General features: G+C 66.9%; 23 protein-coding genes. 6 read left to right on the plus strand and 17 right to left on the minus strand.

What is annotated here, in order from left to right:
* Window positions 1-205: 205 nt before the first annotated feature.
* The 5 genes from prpF to N0B71_RS12625 form a co-directional block, all read right to left on the minus strand.
* Window positions 206-1,393 (minus strand): 2-methylaconitate cis-trans isomerase PrpF, encoded by a 1,188-nt coding sequence (gene prpF / locus N0B71_RS12605; protein WP_259759200.1) that lies wholly within the window; start codon window positions 1,391-1,393, stop codon window positions 206-208.
* Between the two features lie 192 nt (window positions 1,394-1,585).
* Entirely contained in the window at window positions 1,586-4,195 is a 2,610-nt protein-coding gene (acnD, locus tag N0B71_RS12610; RefSeq protein WP_259759201.1) for a Fe/S-dependent 2-methylisocitrate dehydratase AcnD, read from the minus strand.
* A complete protein-coding gene (gene prpC / locus N0B71_RS12615; protein ID WP_259759202.1) occupies window positions 4,195-5,355 on the minus strand; it encodes a bifunctional 2-methylcitrate synthase/citrate synthase in 1,161 nt (386 codons plus the stop codon). The genes acnD and prpC overlap by 1 nt, the downstream gene beginning before the upstream one ends.
* 196 nt (window positions 5,356-5,551) lie before the next feature.
* Window positions 5,552-6,439 carry a methylisocitrate lyase gene (gene prpB / locus N0B71_RS12620; RefSeq protein WP_259759203.1) on the minus strand — a complete coding sequence of 296 codons (888 nt, stop codon included), beginning with the start codon at window positions 6,437-6,439 and terminating at the stop codon, window positions 5,552-5,554.
* Window positions 6,436-7,158: a GntR family transcriptional regulator gene (locus N0B71_RS12625; protein ID WP_259759204.1), complete on the minus strand. Its 723-nt coding sequence runs from the start codon at window positions 7,156-7,158 to the stop codon at window positions 6,436-6,438. The genes prpB and N0B71_RS12625 overlap by 4 nt, the downstream gene beginning before the upstream one ends.
* Before the next feature lie 229 nt (window positions 7,159-7,387).
* Between N0B71_RS12625 and N0B71_RS12630 the strand changes: the two genes are divergently transcribed.
* Window positions 7,388-7,999 (plus strand): class I SAM-dependent methyltransferase, encoded by a 612-nt coding sequence (locus N0B71_RS12630; RefSeq protein ID WP_259759205.1) that lies wholly within the window; start codon window positions 7,388-7,390, stop codon window positions 7,997-7,999.
* Here the strand turns inward: N0B71_RS12630 and N0B71_RS12635 are convergent.
* The 12 genes from N0B71_RS12635 to ada form a co-directional block, all read right to left on the minus strand.
* A complete protein-coding gene (locus N0B71_RS12635; protein ID WP_259759206.1) occupies window positions 7,978-8,235 on the minus strand; it encodes a hypothetical protein in 258 nt (85 codons plus the stop codon). The two genes, N0B71_RS12630 and N0B71_RS12635, sit on opposite strands and share 22 nt — an antisense overlap.
* Before the next feature lie 106 nt (window positions 8,236-8,341).
* Window positions 8,342-8,584, minus strand: coding sequence for a hypothetical protein (locus N0B71_RS12640; protein ID WP_259759207.1), 243 nt, complete (start codon window positions 8,582-8,584; stop codon window positions 8,342-8,344).
* Window positions 8,585-8,791: 207 nt separating this feature from the next.
* A complete protein-coding gene (locus N0B71_RS12645; RefSeq protein WP_259759208.1) occupies window positions 8,792-9,241 on the minus strand; it encodes a hypothetical protein in 450 nt (149 codons plus the stop codon).
* A 175-nt stretch (window positions 9,242-9,416) separates the two neighbouring features.
* On the minus strand, window positions 9,417-10,751 hold the full coding sequence (locus N0B71_RS12650) for a sigma-54-dependent transcriptional regulator (protein WP_259759209.1): 1,335 nt from the start codon (window positions 10,749-10,751) through the stop codon (window positions 9,417-9,419).
* A complete protein-coding gene (locus N0B71_RS12655; protein WP_259759546.1) occupies window positions 10,748-12,649 on the minus strand; it encodes a sensor histidine kinase in 1,902 nt (633 codons plus the stop codon). Before N0B71_RS12655 ends, N0B71_RS12650 begins: the two co-directional genes overlap by 4 nt.
* 80 nt (window positions 12,650-12,729) lie before the next feature.
* Window positions 12,730-14,403 carry a gamma-glutamyltransferase gene (gene ggt / locus N0B71_RS12660; protein WP_259759210.1) on the minus strand — a complete coding sequence of 558 codons (1,674 nt, stop codon included), beginning with the start codon at window positions 14,401-14,403 and terminating at the stop codon, window positions 12,730-12,732.
* A 93-nt stretch (window positions 14,404-14,496) separates the two neighbouring features.
* Window positions 14,497-15,231 (minus strand): amino acid ABC transporter ATP-binding protein, encoded by a 735-nt coding sequence (locus N0B71_RS12665; RefSeq protein WP_259759211.1) that lies wholly within the window; start codon window positions 15,229-15,231, stop codon window positions 14,497-14,499.
* The gene (locus N0B71_RS12670; protein WP_259759212.1) at window positions 15,228-15,896 is read right to left on the minus strand and encodes an amino acid ABC transporter permease; all 669 of its coding nucleotides are present in this window, start codon (window positions 15,894-15,896) and stop codon (window positions 15,228-15,230) included. The genes N0B71_RS12665 and N0B71_RS12670 overlap by 4 nt, the downstream gene beginning before the upstream one ends.
* Window positions 15,893-16,639 (minus strand): amino acid ABC transporter permease, encoded by a 747-nt coding sequence (locus tag N0B71_RS12675; protein WP_259759213.1) that lies wholly within the window; start codon window positions 16,637-16,639, stop codon window positions 15,893-15,895. Before N0B71_RS12675 ends, N0B71_RS12670 begins: the two co-directional genes overlap by 4 nt.
* A gap of 329 nt (window positions 16,640-16,968) precedes the next feature.
* Window positions 16,969-17,877: a glutamate/aspartate ABC transporter substrate-binding protein gene (locus N0B71_RS12680; RefSeq protein ID WP_259759214.1), complete on the minus strand. Its 909-nt coding sequence runs from the start codon at window positions 17,875-17,877 to the stop codon at window positions 16,969-16,971.
* Between the two features lie 239 nt (window positions 17,878-18,116).
* Window positions 18,117-18,731 carry a phosphatase PAP2 family protein gene (locus N0B71_RS12685; RefSeq protein WP_259759215.1) on the minus strand — a complete coding sequence of 205 codons (615 nt, stop codon included), beginning with the start codon at window positions 18,729-18,731 and terminating at the stop codon, window positions 18,117-18,119.
* 70 nt (window positions 18,732-18,801) lie between these two features.
* The gene (ada, locus tag N0B71_RS12690) at window positions 18,802-19,863 is read right to left on the minus strand and encodes a bifunctional DNA-binding transcriptional regulator/O6-methylguanine-DNA methyltransferase Ada (protein WP_259759216.1); all 1,062 of its coding nucleotides are present in this window, start codon (window positions 19,861-19,863) and stop codon (window positions 18,802-18,804) included.
* A 135-nt stretch (window positions 19,864-19,998) separates the two neighbouring features.
* On the opposite strand from ada, the gene N0B71_RS12695 reads away from it, so the two are divergent.
* From N0B71_RS12695 to N0B71_RS12715, 5 genes are all read left to right on the plus strand, one after another.
* Window positions 19,999-22,350, plus strand: a complete 2,352-nt coding sequence (locus tag N0B71_RS12695; RefSeq protein WP_259759217.1) for an ATP-binding protein — start codon at window positions 19,999-20,001, stop codon at window positions 22,348-22,350.
* Between the two features lie 86 nt (window positions 22,351-22,436).
* Window positions 22,437-23,618, plus strand: a complete 1,182-nt coding sequence (locus N0B71_RS12700) for a two-component system response regulator (protein ID WP_259759218.1) — start codon at window positions 22,437-22,439, stop codon at window positions 23,616-23,618.
* A 72-nt stretch (window positions 23,619-23,690) separates the two neighbouring features.
* Entirely contained in the window at window positions 23,691-24,587 is an 897-nt protein-coding gene (locus N0B71_RS12705; protein WP_259759219.1) for a PA4780 family RIO1-like protein kinase, read from the plus strand.
* Window positions 24,588-24,643: 56 nt separating this feature from the next.
* On the plus strand, window positions 24,644-25,144 hold the full coding sequence (locus N0B71_RS12710) for a nucleotidyltransferase family protein (RefSeq protein ID WP_259759220.1): 501 nt from the start codon (window positions 24,644-24,646) through the stop codon (window positions 25,142-25,144).
* Between the two features lie 603 nt (window positions 25,145-25,747).
* Window positions 25,748-26,638, plus strand: a complete 891-nt coding sequence (locus N0B71_RS12715; RefSeq protein WP_259759221.1) for an EamA family transporter — start codon at window positions 25,748-25,750, stop codon at window positions 26,636-26,638.
* The last annotated feature ends 42 nt before the right edge of the window (window positions 26,639-26,680 follow it).

The raw sequence follows: 26,680 nt of genomic DNA on the forward strand, positions 1-26,680 counted from the left end.
AGGGATACATCGTGGCCCTGCCCTCCGGCCCCTTCGCGCCTGCTGTATCGAGTCTCCAGGCTGCGTCGTGTTCTTTGCCTGCTCCGAACAGCCCCCTCTCCCTCCGGGAGAGGACTGGGGTGAGGGAAACCCAGGCACGATCCCTCCACGAAAAACGACAAGGCCCGCGCATGCGGGCCTTGTTGCACACAGGGAGACGTGGCGATCAGAACGAATCGCCCGGCACCCGTACCCAGCCTTCCATGAGGATGCGCGAGCTGCGGCTCATGATGGCCTTGGTCACGGTCCACTCGCCGTTCACCTGCTTCGCCTCGGCGCCTACGCGCAGGGTGCCGGAGGGGTGGCCGAAGCGCACGGCGCTGCGTTCGCCACCGCCGGCGGCGAGGTTCACCAGGGTGCCGGGGATGGCGGCCGCGGTGCCGATGGCCACGGCGGCGGTGCCCATCATGGCGTGGTGCAACTTGCCCATGGACAGCGCGCGCACCAGCAGGTCGACGTCGCCGGCTTTCACCTGCTTGCCACTGGAGGTGACGTAGTCCTTGGCCGGCGCGACGAAGGCGATCTTCGGCGTGTGCTGGCGGGTCGCGGCTTCTTCCGGGGTCTTGATCAGGCCCATGCGCAGGGCGCCGGCGATGCGGAATTTCTCGAAGCGCGCCAGTTGCTCGGGGTCGCCATTGATCGCTTCGCGCAGCTCGGCGCCGGTGTAGCCGATGTCCTGGGCGTTGACGAAGATGGTGGGGATGCCGGCGGTGATCATGGTCGCCTTGAAGGTGCCGATGCCGGGGACTTCCAGGTCGTCCACCAGGTTGCCGGTGGGGAACATGGCGCCGCCGTCCTCGCCGTCGTCGGACGGGTCGAGGAACTCCAGCACGATCTCGGCGGCGGGGAAGGTCACGCCGTCCAGCTCGAAGTCGCCGGTCTCCTGCACCTGGCCGTTGGTGATCGGCACGTGGGCGATGATGGTCTTCTGGATGTTGGCCTGCCAGATGCGCACCACGCAGGTGCCGTTGTCGGGGATGCGCGACGGATCGACGAGACCTGCGTGGATGGCGAAGGAGCCGGCGGCGGTGGAGAGGTTGCCGCAGTTGCCGCTCCAGTCGACGAAGGCCTTGTCGATGGAGATCTGCCCGTAGAGGTAGTCGACATCGTGGTCCGGCTGGGTGCTCTTCGACAGGATCACGCACTTGCTGGTGCTGGAGGTGGCGCCGCCCATGCCGTCGATGTGCGCGCCGTACGGGTCGGGGCTGCCGATCACGCGCATGAACAGCTGGTCGCGGGCTTCGCCCGGCACCTGGCAGCGCTCGGGCAGGTCCTGCAGGCGGAAGAACACGCCCTTGCTGGTGCCGCCGCGGATGTAGGTGGCGGGGATCTTCACTTGGGGTACGTGGGGCATGGGTCGGGTCCCTGGGAATTCGGTGGTGGGCTGCCCTCTCCCTAACCCTCTCCCTGAAGGGAGAGGGGACCGTTGGGTGCAGGTTGAAACCATGGCATCAGCCGGCACGGACAGCTCCCTCTCCCTTCAGGGAGAGGGCGGGGGAGAGGGGCTTTCAACCCGGCCCGCACTCGGCAGGCCGGAGCCGTTACATCACGCCACGGACGACTCGAGGAAGTCCTTGGCAAAGCGCTGCAGCACGCCGCCGGCGTTGTACACCTTCACTTCGGCGGCGGTGTCCAGGCGACAGGTGACCGGGACTTCGAGCACTTCACCGTTGCGGCGATTGACCACCAGGGTCAGGTCGCTGCGCGGCGAGATGTCGCCCTTGATGTCGTAGGTCTCGGTGCCGTCCAGGCCCAGGGTGAGGCGGGTGGTGCCCGGTTTGAACTCCACCGGCAGCACGCCCATCCCCACCAGGTTGGTACGGTGGATGCGCTCGAAGCCTTCGGCCACGATCACTTCCACGCCCGCCAGGCGAACGCCCTTCGCCGCCCAGTCGCGGGACGAGCCCTGGCCGTAGTCGGCGCCGGCCACGATGACCAGGTTCTGCTTGCGGTTCATGTAGGTTTCGATGGCTTCCCACATGCGCATCACCTTGCCTTCCGGCTCGACGCGGGCGAGCGAGCCCTTCTTCACTTCCCCGTTCACCACGGCCATTTCGTTGACCAGCTGCGGGTTGGCGAAGGTGGCGCGCTGGGCGGTCAGGTGGTCGCCGCGGTGGGTGGCGTAGGAGTTGAAGTCCTCCTCCGGCAGGCCCATCTTCGCCAGGTACTCACCGGCGGCCGAGTCCGCCAGGATGGCATTGGACGGCGACAGGTGATCGGTGGTGATGTTGTCCGGCAGGATCGCCAGCGGACGCATGCCCTTGAGCGTGCGCTCGCCGGCCAGCGCGCCTTCCCAGTACGGTGGGCGACGGATGTAGGTGGACATCGGGCGCCAGTCGTACAGCGGGCTTTCGGCTTCCTGCACGCTGCCCAGGTCGAACATCGGGATGTACACCTGCTTGAACTGCTCGGGCTTGACGCTGGAAGCGACGATGGCGTCGATCTCTTCGTCGGACGGCCAGAGGTCCTTCAGGGTGACCGGGTTGCCGTGCTGGTCGGTGCCCAGCGGGTCCTGCTCGATGTCGAAGCGCACGGTGCCGGCGATGGCGTAGGCGACCACCAGCGGCGGCGAGGCGAGGAAGGCCTGCTTGGCGTAGGGGTGGATGCGACCGTCGAAGTTGCGGTTGCCCGAGAGCACGGCGGTGGCGTACAGGTCGCGGTCGATGATCTCTTTCTGGATCGCCGGGTCCAGCGCGCCGGACATGCCGTTGCAGGTGGTGCAGGCGTAGGCGACGATGCCGAAGCCGAGCTTCTCCAGCTCCGGCAGCAGGCCGGCTTCTTCCAGGTACAACTTGGCGACTTTGGAGCCCGGCGCGAAGGAGGTCTTCACCCACGGTTTGCGGACCATGCCCAGCGCGTTGGCCTTCTTCGCCACCAGGCCGGCGGCGATGACGTTGCGCGGGTTGGAGGTGTTGGTGCAGCTGGTGATGGCGGCGATGATCACCGCGCCGTCGGGCATCAGGCCCTGGGCCTCTTCACCTTTGCCAGCTTGCAGCTTGGCTTCGTCGGCGATGCCGCGCTCGGCCAGCGCCGAGGTCGGCAGGCGGCGGTGCGGGTTGGACGGGCCGGCCATGTTGCGCACGACGCTGCCCAGGTCGAACTCCAGCACGCGCTCGTACTCGGCGGTTTCCAGCGCGGTGCTCCACAGGCCGAGCGTCTTGGCGTAGGTCTCCACCAGCGCCACCTGCTCGGGCTCGCGGCCGGTGAGCTTGAGGTAATCGATGGTCTGGCCGTCGATGTAGAACATCGAGGCGGTGGCGCCGTATTCCGGGCACATGTTGGAGATGGTCGCGCGGTCGCCGATGGACAGGCTGTCCGCGCCCTCGCCGAAGAACTCGACGTAGGCGCCAACCACGCGCTCCTTGCGCAGGAACTCGGTGATCGCCAGGACGATGTCGGTGGCGGTGATGCCCGGCTTGCGCTGGCCGGTGAGCTTCACGCCGACGATGTCGGGCAGGCGCATCATCGACGGGTGGCCCAGCATCACGGTCTCGGCTTCGAGGCCGCCGACGCCGATGGCGATCACGCCCAGGGCATCCACGTGCGGGGTGTGCGAGTCGGTGCCGACGCAGGTGTCGGGGAAGGCCACGCCGCCGCGCGCCTGGATCACCGGGCTCATTTTCTCCAGGTTGATCTGGTGCATGATGCCGTTGCCGGCCGGGATCACGTCGACGTTCTTGAACGCGGTTTTCGTCCAGTCGATGAAGTGGAAGCGATCCTCGTTGCGGCGGTCCTCGATGGCGCGGTTCTTCTCGAACGCATCCGGGTCGAAGCCCGCGGCTTCCACGGCCAGCGAGTGGTCGACGATCAGCTGGGTCGGCACCACCGGGTTGACCTTGGACGGGTCGCCGCCTTTCTCGGCGATGGCGTCACGCAGGCCGGCGAGGTCGACCAGCGCGGTCTGGCCGAGGATGTCGTGGCAGACCACGCGCGCCGGGTACCAGGGGAAGTCCAGGTCGCGCTTGCGGTAGACCAGCTGCTCCAGGGAGGCGGTTAGGTCCTCGGGCTCGCAGCGGCGCACCAGCTGTTCGGCCAGCACGCGGGAGGTGTAGGGCAGTTTGTCCCAGGCGCCGGCCTGGATCGCATCGACCGCCTCGCGGGCGTCGAAGTAATCCAGCGCGGTGCCGGGAAGGCGTTTGCGGAATTGAGTGTTCATCATTTGCGGTCCTTGAGCGGCACGAACTTGAGGTCTTCGGGACCTGTGTAGTTGGCGCTCGGGCGGATGATCTTGCCGTCGATGCGCTGCTCGATGACGTGGGCGGACCAGCCGGCGGTGCGGGCGATGACGAACAGCGGGGTGAACATCGCGGTGGGCACGCCCATCATGTGGTAGCTGACGGCGCTGAACCAGTCGAGGTTGGGGAACATCTTCTTGATTTCCCACATCACGCTTTCCAGGCGCTCGGCGATGTCATACATCTTGGTGTTGGACTGCTCGTTCGACAGCTGCTGGGCGACTTCCTTGATCACCTTGTTGCGCGGGTCGGACACGGTGTAGACCGGGTGGCCGAAGCCGATCACGACTTCCTTCTTCTCGACGCGGGCACGGATGTCGGCCTCGGCTTCGTCCGGGTTGTCGTAGCGCTTCTGGATCTCGAAGGCCACCTCGTTGGCGCCGCCGTGTTTCGGGCCGCGCAGCGCGCCGATAGCGCCGGCGATGCAGGAGTACATGTCCGAGCCGGTGCCGGCGATCACGCGGGAGGTGAAGGTGGAGGCGTTGAATTCGTGCTCGGCGTACAGGTTGAGCGAGGTGTGCATGGCGCGCACCCAGGACTCGCGAGGCTTCTCGCCGTGCAGCAGGTGCAGGAAGTGGCCGCCGATGGAGTCGTCGCCGGTCTCGACGTCGATGCGCTTGCCGTTGTGGCTGAAGTGGTACCAGTAGAGCAGCGCCGAACCCAGCGAAGCCATCAGCTTGTCGGCGATGTCGCGGGCGCCCGGATGGTTGTGGTCGTCCTTCTCCGGCGACAGGCAGCCGAGCACGGACACGGCGGTGCGCATCACGTCCATCGGGTGGGCCGAGGGCGGCAGGGTTTCCAAGGCGGCTTTCACGCCGGCCGGCAGGCCGCGCAGGGCTTTGAGCTTGGCCTTGTAGCCGGCCAGTTCGGCGACGTTGGGCAGCTTGCCGTGGACCAGCAGGTGGGCGATTTCCTCGAATTCGCAGCGGTTGGCGAAGTCCAGGACGTCATAGCCACGGTAGTGCAGGTCGTTGCCGGTGCGGCCGACAGTGCACAGGGCGGTGTTGCCAGCGGCGGTGCCACTCAGGGCCACGGATTTCTTCGGCTTGAAGCCGGTGGTGGTTTCTGCGGTAGCGCTCATCGCGTGTCTCCTCATCAAATCCGGTTGCTTGTTCTTGTCCCCCGGCAGGGCCGAGGTTTCGGTTCGAATCTGGTTGGCCGGCTCCAGCGCGGGTAGCCGGCCCTGGCGTAGGGCGAATAACGCGAAGCGTTATCCGCCGTCACAGCCGATGGTGGATAACGCTTGGGGCGTTATGCACCCTACATAAGGTTCAGGCTCACTTCTTGCCGGCGGCGAACAGCGCGTCGAGCTTCTGCTCGAAGGCGTGGTAGCCGATGCGGTCGTACAGCTCGGCACGGGTCTGCATCAGGTCGATCACGTTCTGCTGGTGACCTTCCTGGCGGATCGCGGTGTACACGGCTTCGGCGGCCTTGTTGGCGGCGCGGAAGGCGGACAGCGGATACAGCTGGATGGCCACGCCGACCGAGGCCAGCTCGTCGCGGGTGAACAGCGGGGTGGCGCCGAACTCGGTGATGTTGGCCAGGATCGGCACGTTCAGCGCCTCGACGAAGCGCTTGTAGGTCGGCAGGTCGTAGGCGGCTTCGGCGAAGATCGCATCGGCGCCGGCCTCGACGTAGCGCAGGCAGCGCTCGATGGCGGCGTCCACGCCCTCGGCCTGGATGGCGTCGGTGCGGGCGATGAGGAAGAAGTTCGGGTCGGTCTTGGCGTCGGCGGCGGCTTTCACGCGGTCAGCCATTTCGTCCACGGAGACGATTTCCTTGCCCGGACGGTGGCCGCAGCGCTTGGCGCCCACCTGGTCCTCGATGTGGGCGGCGGCGGCGCCGGCCTTGATCAGGCTCTTCACGGTGCGCTCGATGTTGAAGGCGCTGGGGCCGAAGCCGGTGTCGATGTCCACCAGCAGCGGCAGGTCGCAGACGTCGGTGATGCGGCGCACGTCGGTGAGCACGTCATCCAGGGTGTTGATGCCCAAGTCCGGCAGGCCGAGGGAACCTGCCGCCACGCCGCCACCGGACAGGTAGATGGCCTTGAAGCCGGCGCGCTTGGCCAGCAGGGCGTGGTTGGCGTTGATCGCGCCGATCACCTGCAGCGGCTTTTCTTCGGCAAGGGCGTCGCGGAAACGTTGGCCGGCGGTCTTGTAGCTCATTGTTCACCTCGTTCGTTGGCTGTCTTGGCTTGGGCGTCCAGGTAGTGGCGCTCCATATTGCGTTTCGAGGCGCCGATGTGACGGCGCATCAGCAACTCGGCCAGTTCGCCGTCACGATCGGCGATGGCATCGAGAATCCGGTGGTGCTCGGAGAAAGCCTGGCGCGGACGGTTGGGCGTCGCCGAGAACTGCAGGCGGTACATGCGCACGAGCTGGTACAGCTCGCCGCAGAGCATGCGGGTGAGGGTGCGGTTGCCGCTGCCCTGGATGATCCGGTAGTGGAAGTCGTAGTCGCCTTCCTGCTGGTAGTAGCCACGCCCGGCCTGGAACGCCTCGTCGCGCTCGTGGGTGTCGAGCACCCGGCGCAGCTCGTCGATTTCCGCCGGGCTCATGCGTTCGGCGGCCAGGCGGCAGGCCATGCCCTCGAGGGATTCGCGGATTTCGTAAAGCTCCAGCAGCTCCTCGTGGCTCAGCGAAACCACCCGCGCGCCGACGTGCGGCACGCGCACCAGCAGCTTCTGGCCTTCCAGGCGGTGGATCGCCTCGCGCAGCGGGCCGCGGCTGATGCCGTAGGTACGCGCCAGTTCCGGCTCGGAAATCTTGCTGCCGGGGGCGATTTCGCCCTTGACGATGGCCGACTGGATCTTGCGGAACACGTGTTCCGACAGGGTCTCGCCGTCGTCGCTGACAGGGGTGGGCAGAATCAGGCTATCGCTCATGGTGTCGACAATCTTCTTGGTGTGCGGCGAAAGCTACCCCTGGAAAAGCCTTCGGTCAATCAAGATCTGATGAATTGTCGACAATCGTCTAATGGGGGAGGGTGATTATGCCCAGGTGGTCGGTTGGCCCGGCGTCGATGTGCGCGAGAATGGCGGGTATCCCCTCGTCGGCCGCCGTGCCCAAGCTGCGCCGGCCCGCTAGGATCGGCTGAATCGAGGGAGAACGCCCATGCAACTCTATGACCGTTATGTGCTGCCCCACCTGATCGACTTCGCCTGCGGCATGGGCGACGTCATGAAGCAGCGCTCGCTGCTGGTGCCCCGCGCGCGCGGGCGGGTGCTGGAGATCGGCATGGGCACCGGGCTGAACCTGTCGTTCTACGATCCGGCGAAAGTGTCGACAATCGTTGGCGTCGACCCGGCGGCGCAGATGCAGACGCTCGCCCGCAAGCGCGCCGCGGCCATCGGTATTCCGGTGGACATGGTGGCGCTGGAGCTGGGGCAGATCCGCGCCGAGGCCGGCAGCTTCGACAGCATCGTCTGCACCTTCACCCTGTGCAGCATCCCCGATGCCGTGGCGGCGCTGAAGGAGATGCGCCGGGTGCTCAAGCCCGGCGGCGAACTGCTGTTCTGCGAACACGGCCTGGCGCCGGATGCCGGCGTGCGCGCGTGGCAGCAGCGGCTCACGCCGGTATGGAAGCCGCTGGCGGGCGGCTGCCACCTGGACCGCGACATGCCGGCGTTGATCGAATCCGGCGGCTTCCACCTGCGCGAACTGATCCAGGACTACCTGCCGGGGCCGCGGCCGATGACCTACGTCTACCGCGGCATGGCCGACTGACGGGCGGCGGGGCGCTCGAGCACCTCGATACTGAGGATGTAGGCGCTGCGCACGTACAGGTCTTCGGGGGTGTCGAGCAGCCCCATGTCGGATTGGCAGTCGTTGATGCGGACCACGAAAGGTGCCGCGCCGGCACAGAGCGCGCGGTAGTCCCCCTGGCTGATCGAGCCATGGAGTACGGAGGATTCGCGATCATGGGCGCGAACCACCACTTCGACCTTCAGTTGTTCGTTCATTGCCACGTCTCCCGACGGAGGATATTGGGGGGGCGAACCATAGCGTCTACCCCGCGCGGTCTCTGTCAGGTTCTTCTGATTAGCCCGTGGGACTCTGCCACGTGCGTCAGGCCACCCGCTCGGCCGGCGTGACGTTGAGGATGTGCGAGCCGCTGAGGAACAGGTCCTGCACCGGACCGGTGGGGCAATGGCGGCTCTGGCAATCGCCGAGTCGCACCTCGAAGGGTGCATGGCCGTCGCGCAGGGCAAGGTAGTCCGCGCGGCTGATGCGCCCGTGGAGAATGCGTTGCGGGCGATAGGGAGACCAGGTCTCCACATCGACCCAGAGCGTGTCGGGAGTGTGGTTCATGGCGGCGGTCCGGCCGTTTGAAAAGGGGCGAGTACTCTAGACAGCGGAACCGCGGCGAATTCATCGGAGCCTTCCCACATATTTGTAGGAATTTATGTGGTGCTGACCGGCGGTAGCGGTGGGGCGAGGGGGCGAAACGGTTGGGCGGCGCAGTACGCGCGGTCGCGGGCATGGCCCGCTCCTGCAGGGGCGGGCGCTATCGCGGGCTCAGAGCTGGATGTCGTCGCGGATCAGCACGCAGGTGCAGCCGTCTTCGTCTTCGCGCCAGTCGTGGAGAAAGTACATCTGGATCTTGCCGCCATCCATCACCGCCAGGTAGTCGCCCACTTCCGGAACGAAGAACCCGGCGCTGCCCGGCTCGGCTTCGCATTCGATACGTGCGCTGAAGAACAGCGCCGGGTCGGCGTCGTCGAAGAAGTCCTCGCGCTCGGCGGCGTCCCATTCGACGGGGGCTTCGAAAGGCCCGAGGAAGAGCACCCTGGCGTCGCCCATATCCAGTTCTTCGGCGTCCGGGTCGTTGTCGTCCGGACGGTAGACGGTGGCGTCCAGCGCACTGCTGTCGGCGAGAATGGCCTGGCGCGCGGCCATGCGCTGTTGCGGGTCGACGCCGGCGTCGGCGCAGAGCTGGTTCCAGAGGGTTTCGGCTTGGGTGGACATGTTGGCTCCCGCTCGTGCGGCCGGTTCAAAGGTCGATAGTGTCCGGGACACTTCGTGCCAGATCAATGGGCGGGTGGCGTTGCCTTGTAGGAGCGAGCTTGCTCGCGAACCCGCCTGACGCCATGTATCTCCGGTCAAAAAGCGTTCGCGAGCAAGCTCGCTCCTACAGATGGAATTAATCGCTCTTCAGGCCGTATTTCTTCACCTTGTCGAACAGCGTCGTCTTGGCCATGCCCAGGGCTGCTGCGGCCTGGCTGAGGTTGCCGGCGTGGCGCTCCAGGGCGGTGGACAGCAGGCTTTTCTCGAAGGCTTCCACCGCCTCGGCGAAGCGCGGCTCGCCGGCGTCCGGGCCGAGGTTGCCGCCGGCCAGCACCGGCAGGCCGAGGGCGAAGCGTTCGGCGACGTTGCGCAGCTCGCGCACGTTGCCCGGCCAGTCGTGGGCCATCAGCGTCGCGGCGGTGGCGTTGTCGATGGGCGGCGCCGGGCGGTCGAAGCGCAGCGAGGACTGCTGCAGGAAGTGCTCGAAGAGCATGAGGATGTCTTCGCGGCGCTCGCGCAGCGGCGGCAGGTTGAGGGTGATGACGTTGAGGCGGTAATACAGGTCGCTGCGGAACGTGCCCTCGCGGCCCATGGCGGCGAGGTCGGATTTGGTCGCGGCGATCACCCGGCAGTCCACGCGGATCAGGTCGTTGGAGCCCAGGCGTTCCAGCTGCTGTTCCTGCAGCACGCGCAGCAGCTTGATCTGCAGGTTCAGCGGCATGCTCTCGATTTCGTCGAGGAACAGGCTGCCGCCGTCGGCGTGTTCGATCTTGCCGATCCGCCGCTTGCCGGCGCCGGTGAAGGCGTGGGCCTCGTGGCCGAAGATTTCGCTGTCGATCAGGCTTTCCGGCAGGCCGCCGCAGTTGAGCGCGACGAAGGGCTTGGGCTGGCGCCGGCTGTAGTCGTGCAGGCAGCGTGCGACCAGCTCCTTGCCGGTGCCGGTCTCGCCTTCGATGAGCACGTTGGCGGAGGTGTCGGCGACGTTGGCGATCAGCTCGCGCAGCGCCTGCATGGCCGGCGAGCGGCCGATCAGCCGGCTCTCCAGGGCCTGCCGGCCGGCGAGCTGGCGGCGCAGCTGGCTGACTTCGCGGGTCAGGGCGCGCTGGGCGAGGGCGCGGCGCGCGGTGTCCACCAGCTTCTCGGGGGAGAAGGGTTTTTCCATGAAGTCGTAGGCGCCGTCGCGCATGGCCTTGACCGCCATGGCGATGTCGCCGTGGCCGGTGATCAGCACCACCGGCAGGCTGGGGTCGAGCGCCTTGAGTTTCTCCAGCAGTTGCAGGCCGTCCATGCCGGGCATGCGGATGTCGCTGACGACGATGCCGGGGAAGTCGGCGCCGATCTTCTTCAGCGCTTCCTCGGCGCTGCCCACGCTGTCGGTCTCGATGTCTTCCAGGGCCAGCGCCTGCTGGCAGCCGAGGCGTACATGGGGGTCGTCCTCGACGATCAGGACGCGCAGGGATGGGTCGCTCATGCGGGTGTCTCCATGGCGGGCAGCAGCGGCAGGTGCAGCTCGAAGGCGGTACCGCCGGCTTCCGGGTAGGCCACGCCGAGGCTGCCGCCGGCGGCGGTGGCAAGGCTGGCCGACAGGGTCAGGCCCAGGCCAAGGCCGAGTTCGCCGGGCTTGGTGGTGAAGAAGGGTTCGAACAGGTGCGCCCGCGCGTCCTGCGGGATGCCGGGGCCATTGTCGCGGACCACCAGGCGGTAGTGGCCGTCGTTCTCGACGCGGCCCTCCAGCCAGAGCTGGCGGTCGTCCTGCGGGCCCATGGCGTCGAGGGCGTTGGCGATCAGGTTGACCAGGATCTGCTCCAGGCGCGTCTGGTCGATGGCCAGCTGGGCGTCGGCAAAGTCGCGGTGCAGGGTCACCGGCACGGCGGCCAGGCGCACTTGCAGTACCATCACCGCGGCGTCCACCGCCTTGCTCAGGGTCGCCTGGCCATGGTCGTCGGCGCGCCGGGCGAAGGCGCGCAGGCTGGCGGTGATGCGGCCCATGCGGTCGACCATTTCGGCGATGGCGTCGAGGTTGCTGCTGGCGACGTCCAGCTTGCCGCGTTCGAGGAAGCGCACGCTGTTGCTCGACAGGGTGCGCAGCGCCGCCAGCGGCTGGTTGAGTTCGTGGGCGATGCTGGTGGACATCTGCCCGATCACCGCCAGCTTGCCGGCCTGCACCAGGCGGTCCTGGGCCTTGCGCAGGGTGTCCTCGGCCTGGCGGCGCTCGCGGATCTGCTCGCGCAGGTGCTGGTTGCTGGCGCGCAGGTCGGCGGTGCGCTCGGCGATGCGCCGCTCCAGGGCATTGTTGGCCTGCTCCAGCGCCTCGCGCGCGGCGAGGCGGGTGGCGATGACCTTGCGCCGTTCGTTCCAGGCGATCAGCAGGAAGGCGAACAGGGCGAAGCCGACGGCGGCGAGAACGCCGTGCATCAGCGCTTCGCGGCGCAGGTCGGCCAGCGGCGTGAGCAGGGTGAAGTTCCACGGCGTGTCGCTCAGGCGGCGCGTCTGCATCAGGTAGCTGAGCGGCTTGTGGCTGTCGCCGTGTCCTTCGCCGGCGGGCGGCGGGAAGCTGATTTCCTCGACGTCGTCGCCCAGTGGCTGGCGCGCCAGCGGCTGCCATTCGTTGAGCGCCCACCAGTAGTACTGCAGGCTGCGGGCGAGGCGTTCCTTGTCCTGGTCGCTGAGCGGGCGCACGGCCTTCAGGCGCAGGGTCGGGTCGCTGGAGAGGATGATGATGCCGTTCTCGTCGCTGACGAAGGCTTGCAGGCGCGCCTTCTCCCAGCGTTCCTCGAGGGATTCCATGCGCACCTTCACCACCGCCACGCCGACGATCTTGCCGCCGTGCACGAGCCCGTGGGCGAGGTAGTAGCCGGGCTCGCCGGTGGTGCTGCCGATGCCGTAGAAGCGGCCGGGGCGGCCGTTCACCGCTTCCTGGAAATAGGCACGGAAGGACAGGTCCTCGCCCAGGTAGCTGTCGGCGTCCTGCCAGTTGCTGGTGGCCTGTACCCGCCCGGAGGTGTCCAGCAGGTACACGGCGCGGCTGCCGGCGCGGCGGTTGAGGCCTTCCAGGTAATGGTTGACGCGGTCGCGGTGCAGCGGCGTCGGGTCCACCAGCAGGCGGCTGACGCTGCCTTCGAGCTCCAGCAGGCTGGGCAGGTAGGTGTAGCGGCTGATCTCGCTTTCCACGCCGCGGGCGTGCAGTTCGAGCTGGCGCTCGCCGCTCTCGATCAGGCTGCGGGTGCCGGCGCCTTCGCTGATCAGGTAGCCGCCGTAGCCGAAGCCCAGGGTGAGCAGGAGCAGCAGGAAGGGCAACAGGTAGTTGCGCACGAGGCGTGGCTTCACGTTGAGCGGCGGCGGCAATGGGCTGGAAGCGCATTGCAGCACAGTCGCCGGGGCCGAGCCAGCCCAGCGCCGGGGGGCGGCGATGGACTGGCTCGGGTACCACACGGTGCGCGTCCTCGGGCTTAGGGGGTAACCACCATGCCGACGCCGCGGCCACGCGGATCGGAGGCGGTTTCCAAGGCCTTGCCGTTCACACGGATGGCCTGGATGTCACCCATGTTCCAGCCCTGGTCTTCCAGGGTGTAGCCCATGGCCTTGAGCTCGTCGGCGACCTTGCCGGTGAGCGGTGCGTAAGCGTCGTAGTAGAGGGTGTCCTTGGGCAGCAGTTGGTGGTGCACGCGCTGCGCGGCGACTGCCTTCTCCAGGGGCAGGTGGAAGTCGTAGACGTTGTTCAGCACCTGGAAGATCGAGGTGAAGATCCGCGAGCCGCCGGGGGTACCCAGTACCAGGCTGACATGGCCGTCGCGGGTGACGATGCTCGGGCTCATGGAGGAGAGCATGCGCTTGCCCGGTTCGATGGCGTTGGCGTCGCTGCCGACGACCCCGAAGGCGTTGGCCACGCCGGGCTTGGCGCTGAAGTCGTCCATCTCGTCGTTGAGCAGGAAGCCTGCGCCCTTGACCACCACGCCGCTGCCGAAGTCCCAGTTGAGGGTGTAGGTGTTGCTGACGGCGTTGCCGTCCCTGTCGACGATGGAGAAGTGCGTGGTCTGGTGCGTTTCCAGGCCCGGGCGGACTTTTTCGGTGGCCGAGATGGCGTCCGGGTTCACTTCCTTCGCGCGCTTGGCGATGTACTTCGGATCGGTCAGCTGGGCCACCGGCACCTTGGAAAACTGCGGGTCACCCAGGTAGTCGGCACGGTCGGCGAACACCCGCTTCTCGATCTCCGAGAGCAGGTGGATGTACTTGGCGGAGTTCAGTTCCACGCCCTTGAAATCGGCGGCGCGCTGTTCCTTGATGCCGATCAGCTGGGCCAGGGCGATGCCGCCGGAGCTGGGTAGCGGCGCGGTGTACAGGGTGTTGCCCTGCCAGTCGATGCGCATCGGTTCGCGCCACTTGGCCTCGTAGGTGCTCAGATCGTCGGCCGTGATCAGACCGCCGTCCTGCTTCATCTGCGCCACCAGCAGCCTGGCGGTCTCGCCCTTGTAGAAGTCGTCCGGGCCCTTGTCGGCAATGCGTTCAAGAGTCCTGGCCAGTTCCGGCTGCTTGAACACCTCGCCCGGCTTCATGGTGCCGAAGTAGTCGCCGAAGTTGGTCTTGCCATTGAACAGCGCGATGGCGTCCTGGCGGTACTGGTATTGCTGGTCGGCGACCTTGAAACCGCCCTGCGCGTAGCCGATGGCCGGGGTCAGCAACTCGCTCCACTTCAGCTTGCCGAAGCGCTTGTGCGCTTCCCACAGGCCCATCACGGTGCCTGGCACGCCCGCGGCCTTGGCGCCGACCAGGCTGAGGTTCTCGATCACCTCGCCCTTGTCGTTCAGGTACATGGTCTTGGTCGCCGCCTTGGGGGCGATCTCGCGGTAATCGAGGAAGTACGGCTTGCCCTCCACGTACAGGGTCATGAAGCCGCCGCCGCCGATGTTGCCGGCTTCGGGGTAGGTGACCGCGAGGGTGAAGGCGGTGGCGACCGCGGCGTCGACGGCGTTGCCGCCCTTCTTGAGGATGTCGGCGGCGACCTTCGCACCGTACTGGTCGGGGGAGGCGACCGCGCCGCCGTCAAGGGTGACGGCGAACACCGAAGAACTCGCCGCTAGGATCGCGACGCCCAGGGGCAGTTTGCTGAAGTGGAACACGCGCATGGGACTTCCTTATTTGTTCTTGTAGTTACGGTGAGGTCGAAGTCCCCGGCGGGCCGGGGACTTCAGGTGGAACGCTGGAGCGGAGCGGTCGGATCAGTGCGGCAGGATCTTGGCGAGGAACTGCTGGGTGCGTTCGGCGCGGTTCTGCAGGTCGCCGAAGAATTCCTCCTTCGGGCAGTCCTCGACGATCTGGCCGCGGTCCATGAAGATCACCCGGTCGGCAACCTTGCGCGCAAAGCCCATCTCGTGGGTCACGCACATCATGGTCATGCCTTCCTGGGCGAGCTGGACCATCACGTCGAGCACCTCGTTGACCATCTCAGGGTCGAGCGCCGAGGTCGGCTCGTCGAACAGCATGACGATCGGGTCCATGGCCAGCGCGCGGGCAATGGCGACGCGCTGCTGCTGGCCGCCGGAGAGCTGGCCGGGGTGCTTGTGCGCATGGGCCTTGAGGCCGACGCGGTCGAGCAGCTTCATGCCCTTGTCCATCGCCTCTTCCTTGCTGCGCCCCAGCACCTTGCGCTGGGCGATGGTGAGGTTCTCGGTGATAGTCAGGTGCGGGAACAGCTCGAAGTGCTGGAACACCATGCCGACGCGCGAGCGCAGTTTCGGCAGGTCGGTCTTGGGGTTGGCGATGGAGGTGCCGTCGACGGTGATGTCGCCCTTCTGGAAGGGCTCCAGCGCGTTGACGCACTTGATCAGGGTCGATTTGCCTGAACCGGACGGCCCGCAGACCACCACCACTTCACCCTTGGCGACCCGGGTGTTGCAGTCGGTGAGAACCTGGAAGTCGCCGTACCACTTGCTGACGTTGTCGATGGAGATCATACGGTTAACCTTTTCTGCAGGCGCTTCACGCCGAGGGAGGCGGCGAAGCTGATGACGAAGTAGACGAGACCGGCGAAGATCAGGAACTCATGGGGCTGGCCGATGATGTCGCCGCGGGAGCGGGCGGCGTTGAGGAAGTCCATCAGGCCCACCGAGTACACCAGCGAGGTGTCCTGGAACAGGATGATGCTCTGCTGCAGCAGCAGCGGGGTCATCTTGCGGAACGCCTGGGGCAGGATGATCAGTCGCATGGACTGGCCGTAGGTCATGCCCAGGGCGTAGGACGCGCCGATCTGCCCCTTGGGGATGGCCTGGATGCCGGCGCGGACGATCTCGCAGTAGTACGCCGCCTCGAACATCATGAAGGCCACCAGGCACGAGGTGAACGCGCCCACGGGGGTGTCCTGGCCGGTGATCCAGCGCAGGATGAACGGCACCGCGAAGTAGAACCAGGTGATCACCAGCAGCAGCGGGATCGAACGGAAGTAGTTCACGTAGAAGCCGGCGATGTTCGACAGCAGCTTGCTGTTGGACAGCCGCATCAGCGCCAGGATGGTGCCCAGCACCACGCCGCCCAGCACGCCGAGGATCATCAGCTGCAGGGTGGTGAACATGCCTTCCCAGAGGCCGGGGAGGGCGGGGACGATCTGACTGAAGTCCATCATTTACCTCCCACGGAGATCAGGCCCGGCACGGCGACTTTCTTCTCGACCATGCGCATGATCAGCATCAGGCTCATGTTCAGGGTGAAGTAGATCGCGGTGGCCAGGGTGAAGGCCTCGAACAGGTTGGCGCTGAATTCGGCGGTCTGCTTGGTCTGCGCCAGCAGCTCCATCAGGCCGATCAGCGAGGCCACCGAGGAGTTCTTGAAGACGTTGAGGAATTCCGAGGTCAGCGGCGGAATGATGATGCGGAACGCCTGCGGTAGCAGCACGTGGCGGTAGATCGCCGGCAGGCGGAAGCCCACGGCGCTGGCGGCGGCGAGCTGGCCCTTGGGCAGCGCCTGGATGCCGGTGCGCACCTGTTCGCAGACCCGCGCGGCGGTGAACAGGCCCAGGCACACGACCACACTGAGGAAGGCGGAGGTTTCCGGGGCGATGCCCAGCTTGAACCAGTCCTGGAGCGGCTGCGGCAGGTAGTCCGGCACCAGGAAGTACCAGATGAACAGCTGCACCAGCAGCGGCACGTTGCGGAACAGCTCCACATACGCGGTGGCGATGCCCGACAACCAGCGGTTGGGCAGCGTGCGCATCACGCCCAGCAGCGAGCCGAGCGCCAGGGCGATGACCCAGGCCGCCAGCGACACGGCGATGGTCCAGCCCAGGCCGGTGATGTACCAGTCCAGGTAGCGTTCGTCGCCGATCCCGGTGGACTTGAAGAACACGCCCCAGTCCCAGTTGTAATCCATGACGGGTTTCCCCTCGGGTATGACATTTCACGGTGTTCGAGGCCGGACGCGGGCGTGAAGCGCCCCGCCACCCGCGGGTAGCGGGTGTTCCGGCATCGTCAGATTAGGAGTGTGGGTCGGGAGCGCGTGGCTGGCGCTCCCGATCCCCCGCGTGGCTGTGCCTTGTGAGCGCAGCCGCACGCGACCTGCGGAGCTGGCCAGGATCTTCTGCGCATCGGCAGAGCGGCGTTGAAGACAGGTTTGGGGGTGCGCATTAACAGCTGTTAACTCCGCACCCTTACTTGTTTTCGCCTTGCTCTGCTCTAGCTCGCGAGACCCTGGACAGGCTCCTACATCTGCTCGGCAGACTTGTCGGTCGGATTGGCGATCAGCTTCTTGAGCTCATCACTCATCGGGAAGTTGAGGTTCAGGTTCTTCGGCGGGATGGGCTGCATGAACCACTTGTCGTAGATCTTGTTCACTTCACCCGAGGCGAAGGTGTCGGTGATGGCCTTGTCGACCACCTGCTTGAACGGTGCATCGCCCTTGCGCACCATGCACGCGTAGATCTCGTAGGACTGCGGCTTGCCGACCACATGCCAGTCGTCGGGCTTCTTGGCCTTGGCCATTTCGCCGTAGAGCAGCGCGTCGTCCATCATGAAGGCCACGGCGCGGCCGGATTCGAGCATCAGGAAGGACTCGCCGTGGTCCTTGGCCGAGATGATGTTCATGCCCATCTTCTGGTCGGCGTTCATCTGCTTGAGCAGGCGCTCGGAGGTGGTGCCGGCGGTGGTCACCACGTTCTTGCCCTTGAGATCCGGGAAGTCGTTGATGCCCGAGCTGGTCTTGGTCAGCAGGCGGGTGCCGACCTCGAAGATGCCGACGGAGAAGTCGACCTGCTTCTGGCGCTCGAGGTTGTTGGTGGTGGAGCCGCACTCGATGTCCACGGTGCCGTTCTGCACCAGCGGGATACGGGTCTGGGAGGTCACCAGGTTGTAGCGAACCTTCAGGTCGGGGAGGTTCAGCTCTTTCTTCAGCGCTTCCACGACCTTGATCTGCAGGTCATGGGAGTAGCCTTCGGGCTGGCGCGGATCGCTGCCGAGGTAGGAGAAGGGGATGGAGGCGTCACGGTGGCCGAGGACGATGGTGCCCGATTCCTTGATCTTCTTCAGGGTACCGGTCAGTTCTTCGGCGACGACGGGAGTAGCGAGCAGAGCGGCAACGATGGCGACGCCCAGCGCACGGGGTGCGAAACGCATGGAAACTACCTCGACTGGTTGTGTTTGTTATTCAGTCCAGCGCCGGCGAGGCTCACTCCAGGCCGGTCGCCTGTTCGAGGTGGAGCAGAGCAGGCTCCGTGCCAAGGCCTGCCTGTTTTTGTAACTTACTGAATATAAAAGATTAATTATTCTTGATCGGCGAGGCGCGAGAGTGCCCGTCGTTCGGTTGTCCGGATTTTCAGGGGATCATCGTTCGGAAAACCGAACGAAATATCGGCTCAGACGTCCGGTTGGCCAGCCCACTGGCCGCGCTGGAAGGGGCGATCCCGATCAGCCAGGTGGGCGGCGATGCGCTCCAGCATCTGGTGCGTCGGGGCGCGCACGCCGGTGGCCGTCTGCCCCACGCCCAGGGCGATCACCAGCAGCAGGAGGGCGGGCTGGAAGGCCGGCAGGCTGGCGCGGGTGGCGCCCAGGAACAGTGCGCTGGTGCCCAGGCCCAGGGCCAGGCCGGCATAGACTTCGGCCGGCGAATGCACGTTGATCGCCAACCGCGACACGCCCACCAGCACGGCCATGCCCGCCGCCAGCGCGGCAGCGGCGAGGCTGGCGCGCCGCGAGGCGAACAACTGCGCCGCCAGGGTCGGCAGCACCGCCCCGGCCATCATGCTGTGGCCGGAAATGCCGGTGAAGTTCAGCTCCGCAATGCCGATGCCCCAGCCCATGAAGGCCAGTTTCGATGCCACCACCAGCGCGGTCGAGAATCCGAACAGCGTCGCCCAGAGCCCGGCCTTGGCGGTTTCGCCGCGGTACAGCAGCCAGCAGAAGACGAACGCGGCGGCCGGCGCCAACAGGGAGCTGTCGCCGAGGCGGGTGATCAGGGGCCAGAAATCCATGGTGTTCCGGGGGAGCGGGGCGAGGCCGAAACCATAGCACGGCGCCCCCGCGCGCCGTGCGTGACCGAGGTCAATCTGCCTCGGCGCCCTGACCGGCGGCGTGCTCTTCACACCGCAGCAGTTCGCGCTTGCGTGGCAAACCCCAGCGATAGCCGCCTTCGCCGGTGCCGCCGACCACGCGGTGGCAGGGCACCAGCAGGCCGACGCTGTTGCTGGCGCAGGCGCGGGCGATGGCCCGCGGGTGGGTGCCCAGTTGTTCGGCCAGCTCGCCGTAGCGCCGCGTCTCGCCGCTGGGAATGCGCGTCAGCGCTCGCCAGACGCGCAGCTGGAAGGCGCTGCCGTGCAGGTCCAGCGGCAGGTGCGCGGCCTGTTCGGGTTGTTCCAGCTGGGTGATCACCTCGCGCAGCCAGTCGCCCAGGCCGGCGTCGTCGCGCTCGCGCTCGGCGGCGGCGAAGCGCTCGGCCAGTTGCTGCTCCAGTTCACTGGCGTCATCGGCGAAGAGCAGCGCGCACACGCCCTTGTCGGTGGCTGCCAGCAGCACCTGGCCGAGCGGGCAGGGCGCGATGGCATAGCGCAGGCGTTCGCCGGCGCCTTTCAGCCGGCGTTGCGCGGGGCTCAGCGGTGCGGCGCTCTCATACAGGGCGCGGGTACCGGAGTAGCCTGCCTCCAGCGCGGCATCGAGTACCGAGCGTGACTGCGGCAGGGCGGCGGCCAGGCGCTGCTCGCGGCGGGATTCCGCCCAGGCCCGCGGGGTGAGACCGGTGCGGGCCTTGAAGGCGCGAGCCAGGTGCGAGGCGGAAAGGCCGATGCGCCCGGCCAGTTCGTCCAGGGTCAGTGGCTTGTCGGCCTGGTCGAGCAGCTCGCAGGCCGCGGCCACCAGCGCGTCCATCTGCTCGCGCGGGCTCGGGCCGCGCGGCGAGCAGCGTTTGCAGGGGCGAAAACCGGCGGCCTCGGCGGCCTCGGGGGCGACGTGGAAGGCCACGTTGTCCCGCGAGGGGCGGCGCGCCGGGCAGTTCGGCCGGCAGTAGACGCCGGTGGAGCGCACGCTGAAGACGAAACGCCCCTCGTAGCGCGCATCGCGCTCGCAGACCGCCTGCCAGCAGCGCTCGGGGTCAAGGTGGGTGGTCGTCATGGCAGCTCTCCGGGGCAATGGCTGTTGGGGCGATTGTCCGTCCCGGCTGGATGCGCAGCAATCCGCATCGCGTTTTCAAACTCGAAGCGCGGCGGCAGGGGCTACGCTTGCTGGGTAATCCCAGAAGAAGATCCCATGCCCTTGCGCCGATTCTGCCTGTGCTGCCTGCTGCTGCTCCTCGCGCTGAGCGCCCAGACCCGGGCTGCGAGCCTGGCCCTGAGCGAGCCGGAGCGCGCCTTCATCGCGGCCCACGAGCCGATCCGAGTCGGCCTGTTCCGTGCCGGCTGGCCGCCGTTCGAGGTGATCGACGAGTTCGACCAGTTCCACGGCATCAGCGCGGACTACCTGCAACTGCTGTCCGAGCGCCTGGGCATGAAGGTCCAGCCGGTGCTCTACAACACCTGGGAAGAGGTGCTGGCGGCGGTGAAGGCCGGCGAAGTGGACCTGTTGCCGTCCATGGCGGCCACCGAGGATCGCCAGCGCTTCCTGAGCTTCACCGAGCCCTATGTCACCACCAGCAGCCTGATCTTCGCCCGCCGCGACAGCACCATCCGTTCGCTGGACGATCTCTCCGGCCGGCGGGTGGCGGTGGAGCATGACTACGCCGTCCACGAGCTGCTGACCAAGGCCGTGCCGGGCATCGACTTCGTCCTGGTGGAGGATTCCCCCAGCGCGCTCAAGGCGGTGTCCACCGGGCGCGCCGACGCCTATGTGGGCAACCTCATCAGCACCACGTTCCTGATCGAGCAGCTTGGCCTGTCCAACATGGAAGTGCGTGGCGAGAGCGGGCTGGGCAACAGCCAGGTGCGCTTCGCCACACGCAAGGAACTGGAGCCGCTGATCCCGCTGCTGGACCGCGCGCTGGGCGATATCACCCGCGACGAGCAGGAGGCGATCCAGGCGCGCTGGCTGCCTTCGCTGGATGTCTTCGACTGGATGCACCTGCTGCAGATCGCCTGGCCCTGGGCGGTTGGCGTCCTGGCGTTGCTGACCTTCGTCCTGGTCTGGAACCGCCGGCTGTCGATCCAGGTGGCCGAGCGCGCCCGCGCCGAAGCCGAGGAACGGCGCCAGCGCAGCACCCTGCTGGCGCTGATCAACTCGATCCCCGATCCGATCTGGTTCAAGGACACCCACGGCCGCTACCTGGGGGTCAACCAGGCCTTCGCCGATTGCCTGGGGCGCGCCCCGCAGGACATCGTCGGCCGCAGCGATGCACAACTGTTCAGCCGCGCCGCCAGCGCCGGCCGCCAGGAGCGCGACCGCCAGGCGCTGACCGCGAGCGAGCCCTACGCCAGCGAAGGCTGGGTGGTGTACCCGGATGGCCGGCGGGTGCTGTTCGACACCCTGCGCAGCGCCTTCCATGACGACCACGGCCGGCTGCTGGGGCTGGTGGGCGTCAGCCGCGACGTCACCGCGCGCAAGTCCACCGAGCTGGCGCTGGCCCAGGCGCGGGACCTGGCCGAAGAGGCGGCGCAGCTCAAGAGCGACTTCCTCGCCAACATGAGCCACGAAATCCGCACGCCGCTGAACATCATCATCGGCCTGGCGCACCTGCTCCAGGAAACCACCCTCGACCCGCAGCAGGTGGATTACCTGGGCAAGATCCAGGGGTCGGGCCAGTACCTGCTGGAACTGATCAGCGACATCCTCGACCTGTCCCGCGTGGAGGCCGGCAAGCTGGAGTTCGAGCACATCGCCTTCGACCTCGAGCGCCTGCTCGGCGAACTGTTCGACCTGTTCAACATCCGCGCGGCCAGCAAGGGCCTGGCAGTGCGCTGCGAAATCGATTCGCGGGTGCCGGCCCAGGTGGTGGGCGACTCCCTGCGCCTGCGGCAGATCCTGATGAACTACGGCAACAACGCGCTGAAGTTCACCGAACAGGGCGAGGTGGTGCTGATCGTCCGCCTGGAGGACGAGGACGAAGACAGCCTGCAGCTGTACTTCGCCTTCCGCGACACCGGCATCGGCATCTCCGAGGCGCAGCAGGAGCGTCTGTTCGAGTCCTTCCAGCAGGCTGACAGCTCCATCACCCGCCGCTACGGTGGCTCGGGCCTGGGCCTGGCGATCTGCCGCAAGCTGGCCGAGGCCATGGGCGGCAGTGTCGGCGTGGACAGCGAGCCGAACCGCGGCAGCCTGTTCTGGTGCCGGCTGCCCATGGGGCGGGTCGACGATGCGGCCAGCCTGAGCCTGCAGAACATCAGCCACGAACCGCTGCCGGTGCCGATGCTGACCGCGGCGGCGGCCGCACCGGCCTTGCTGGAGAGCGGCAACGTCGCCGAGATCGAGCAGGTCTGCCGGCGCCTGGCGCACCTGCTGGCGGCGGACGATCCGCGCGCCGGGCGGTTGCTCGGCGAGCGTGCAAGCCTGCTGCGCAGCGTCTTCAATGAGGGCTACGAGGGCATCGCGACCGCGGTGCGGCGGTTCGAGTTCGAACGGGCCCTGGAAAGTCTGGTGAATCTCGCGAGGGAGCGCGATATCCGCATATAGAGAAGGCGGGCGTAGGAACACGCGGACAGGGGCGTGGTCCGATTCCCCATGGCATGTCACGAATCTGACCGATGCGAGGAGTTGCGATGGATAGCATGCTGGACCGGCCGGAGCAGGAAATGATCCTGGTGGTGGACGATCAGCCCGACAACCTGATGCTCATGAGCGAGCTGCTGATGGACCGCTACCAGGTGCGCGTGGCCGCCAGCGGCGAGAAGGCGCTGCGCCTGATGCAGAACGAACCGCGCCCGGATCTGGTGCTGCTCGACATCATGATGCCGGAGATGGACGGCTACGAAGTCTGCCGCCAGCTCAAGGCCGACCCGCTGACCCGCGACATCCCGGTGATCTTCCTCACCGGCATGGTCAGCGCTGCCGATGAGCAGAAGGGCCTGGACCTGGGCGCGGTGGACTACCTGACCAAGCCGATCAGCCCGCCGGTGACGCTGGCGCGCATCCGCGCCCACCTGAACCTCAAGGCCAACGCCGACTTCCTGCGCGACAAGAGCGAATACCTGGAGCTGGAGGTGCGCCGCCGCGCCCGCGAATTGCAGGCCATCCAGGATGCCACCCTGGAAGCCATGGCGACCCTCTGCGACCTGCGCGACAACCCCCACAGCAACCACCTGGTGCGCATCGAGCACTACATGCGCCTGCTGGGCAGCGCGCTGTCGCTGCACCCGGAATTCGCCGCCGAGCTGTCGGTGGAGAACATCGAGCTGCTGGTGCGCTCGGCGCAGCTGCACGACATCGGCAAGGTCGCCGTTCCCGACCGTATCCTGCACAGCCCCGGCCAGTTGGACGAGGCCGACCAGCGGGTGCTGGAGAGCCATACCACCGTGGGCCGCGATGCGCTCGCGGCGGCCGAACGCAAGCTGGGTTCCCCGGCGGAATTTCTGCGCTACGCCAAGGAAATCGCCTACAGCCACCATGAGCACTGGGACGGCAGCGGCTTCCCCGAGGGGCTCTGCGGCGAGCAGATTCCCCTCGGCGCGCGGATGCTCTCGCTGATCGACTGCTACGACGAGTTCACCTGCCGCCACGCCTACCGCTCCTCGCTGACCCCGGAGGACGCCGCCGTGCGCATCAAGGCGGGCGCCGGCAGCCAGTTCGACCCGCGCGTGGTGGAGGCCTTCAGCGAAGTCGCCGAAGGGTTCGCCAACATCGCCCAGCGCTACGCCGACAGCGACGAGGCGCTGGGGCTGGAACTGCAGCGCCTGGAAGACGCGGTGACCGAAAGTATCGAGTTGACGCCGCCCGAACCCTGATCGTGCTGGGCGGTTGTCGAGGATTGCCGTATAAGGAGCGCAGCGCCCCAGAGAGGTACGCCAGGAAGCCTGATGAAAACCCCGAAACGCCTGGAGCCGTTGATCGAAGACGGCCTGATCGATGAAGTATTGCGGCCGCTGATGAGCGGCAAGGAAGCAGCGGTCTACGTGGTGCGCTGCGGCACCGAACTGCGCTGCGCCAAGGTCTACAAGGAAGCCAACAAACGCAGCTTCCGCCAGGCCGCCGAGTACCAGGAAGGCCGCAAGGTGCGCAACAGCCGCCAGGCCCGCGCCATGGCCAAGGGCACCAAGTACGGCCGCAAGGAGCAGGAGGATGCCTGGCAGAATGCCGAGGTGGCCGCGCTGTTCCGCCTGGCCAACGCCGGTGTGCGGGTGCCCAAGCCCTACGATTTCCTCGACGGCGTGCTGCTGATGGAGATGGTCGCCGACGAGGAGGGCGATGCCGCGCCGCGCCTGAACGACGTGGTGATGGAGCCCGAGCTGGCCCGTGAATTCCACGAATTCCTCATCCGCCAGATCGTCATGATGCTCTGCGCCGGCCTCGTGCACGGCGACCTGTCGGAGTTCAACGTGCTGGTCGGCCCGGACGGCCCGGTGATCATCGACCTGCCGCAGGCGGTGGACGCTGCCGGCAACAACCACGCCTTCCGCATGCTCGAGCGCGACGTGGGCAACATGGCCGCCTATTTCGGCCGCTTCGCCCCGGAGCTCAAGTACACCCACTACGCCAAGGAAATGTGGGCCCTCTACGAGGACGGCAAGCTGCAACCGGACACCGTGCTCACCGGGCATTTCGACGACCCGGAAGACGAGGCCGACGTGGACTCGGTGCTGCGTGAAATCGCCGACGCCCTGCGCGAGCAGGAGCGCCGCGAAGCTGGCCGCGCCGCCCAGGACGCCCCGCAGCAGCGCGACGAGCCGCCGCCCCCGCCGTGGGAACAGGCCTGAGCCAGGCGCGCGGCGAGCCGGCGCTTATCGCGCTGATCGCCGCGCAACCCGAACGTATGCGGTTGCTTCGCGTGGTGCGCGATCACGGCCCGGACGGCGCCTGGATCGCCGCCGGCTTCGTGCGCAACGCGGTGTGGGATGCCTTGCATGGCTACCGCGAACCCACGCCGCTCAGCGATATCGACGTGCTGTATTTCGATGCCGGTTGCCTGCAGCCCGAGGCGGATTTCGCCTGGGAGCGTCGGCTGGCCGAGGTTTGCCCGGAAGCGCCCTGGTCCGTGCGCAACCAGGCGCGGATGCATTTTCGCAACGCTGATCGAGCCTACCGGGATTGCGCCGATGCAATGTTCCATTGGCCGGAAGTCTGCACGGCGGTGGCGCTGCGGTTGCGCGCGGAATCGCTGGAACTGCTGGCACCGCTGGGCATCGACGACCTCTGGGCGCTGCGCGTCCGGCCCACCGAGCATTTCCGCAGCAAGCCGCACCTCTACCGCGAGCGTATCGCCGCCAAGAACTGGCCGGCGCGCTGGCCGAAGCTGAGCATCGAGACCTTGTAGGAGCGAGCTTGCTCGCGAACCTGCCTCGCACCGTGCTTGCCGGCGTGCGCGTTCGCGAGCGAGCTCGCTCCTACAGGTCGGCCCAAGTGCTTTGCCTCCTGGGGGCTGCCGTTTTTCTTTGAAAGTCCGTGCCGCGAGCTTCCCTCTCCCTAACCCTCTCCCTGAAGGGAGAGGGGACCGTACGGTGCAGGATGAAACCTCAGCATCAGCCGGCACGGAGAGCTCCCTCTCCCTTCAGGGAGAGGGCGGGGGGAGAGGGCCGGTATCCGTGCAAGACTTTCCAGTTCAAGCGGACCTTGTCCGCAAAATCCTTCGCGGCGGGCACGGCTGTCGCAGGCGCAATCCGAAGCCCTCCGCTCACGGTAGGCGCCCATGGGCGCGCTCGCGGGCATGACCGGCTTGTACATGATGGCCTGCGCAAAGACTGCCTCTCCCTCTGGGAGAGGGCTGGGGTGAGGGAACACCCGGGCACGATTTATCCCGGGATAGACAGTTGCTCCTCCTACCATCAGGTTCCTTTCAAACTGTACTCACCCAACTGTATCCATACATTTCAGACGCGGGCTGTTAGTTTTCCTGACATCCCACTCCGAGCGCTCTGCCATGCCCCTTCGCCACGTACTCCTTGCCCTGCTGGTCACCCTGATCTGGGGCGTCAACTTTGTCGTGATCAAGGTCGGCCTGCACGATTTCCCGCCGCTGCTGTTCTGCGCCCTGCGCTTCGCCCTGGCGGCGCTGCCGCTGATCTTCCTGCGCGGCCCGCTGCCGGCGCCGTTCTGGCGCATCGTGCAGATCGGCGTGCTGCTGGGCGTGGTCAAGTTCGGCCTGCTGTTCGTCGGCATGCACATCGGCATGCCCGCCGGCCTGTCCTCGCTGGTGCTGCAGAGCCAGGTGTTCTTCACCGTGCTGGTCGCCGCCGCCTTCCTCGGCGAGCGCCCCAGCCCGCGCGCACTGCTCGGCCTGGCGCTGGCTGCCGGCGGCTTGCTGCTGATCGGCCTGGAACGGCCAATGGGTGACAGCCTGCTGGCCTTCCTGCTGGTGATCGCCGCCGCGCTGGCCTGGGCTTTCTCCAACATCGCCACCAAGCGCTCCGGCGCCAGCGACATGCTGCGCCTGATCAGCTGGGTCAGCCTGATTCCGCCGCTGCCGCTGCTGGTGCTGTCGTGGATCTTCGAAGGCCAGGAGGCCATCGAACACGCCGTGCTGAACATCAATTGGGGCGGTGCGGGCGCGCTGCTGTACATCGCCTTCCTCGCCACCACCGTCGGCTTCGGCCTGTGGAGCTTCCTGCTGCGCCGCTACCCGGCCAGCCAGGTCACGCCTTTCGCCCTCGCCGTGCCGGTGTCCGGGTTGCTGTCGGGCTGGCTGTTCCTCGGCGAAGACCTCACCACCCAGGACTGGATGGCCTGCGTGCTGGTCTTCATTGGCCTGGCCGTGACGGTGCTCCCGGCCTCAATCTGGCGCCGCCGCGCGACGGCCAGCGCACAAGGCTGAAGCGATATCTGTAGGAGCGAGCTCGCTCGCGAACATCGGCTG

This window comes from Pseudomonas sp. GCEP-101 (genome assembly GCF_025133575.1).
In the GTDB taxonomy this organism is placed as follows: domain Bacteria; phylum Pseudomonadota; class Gammaproteobacteria; order Pseudomonadales; family Pseudomonadaceae; genus Pseudomonas; species Pseudomonas nitroreducens_B.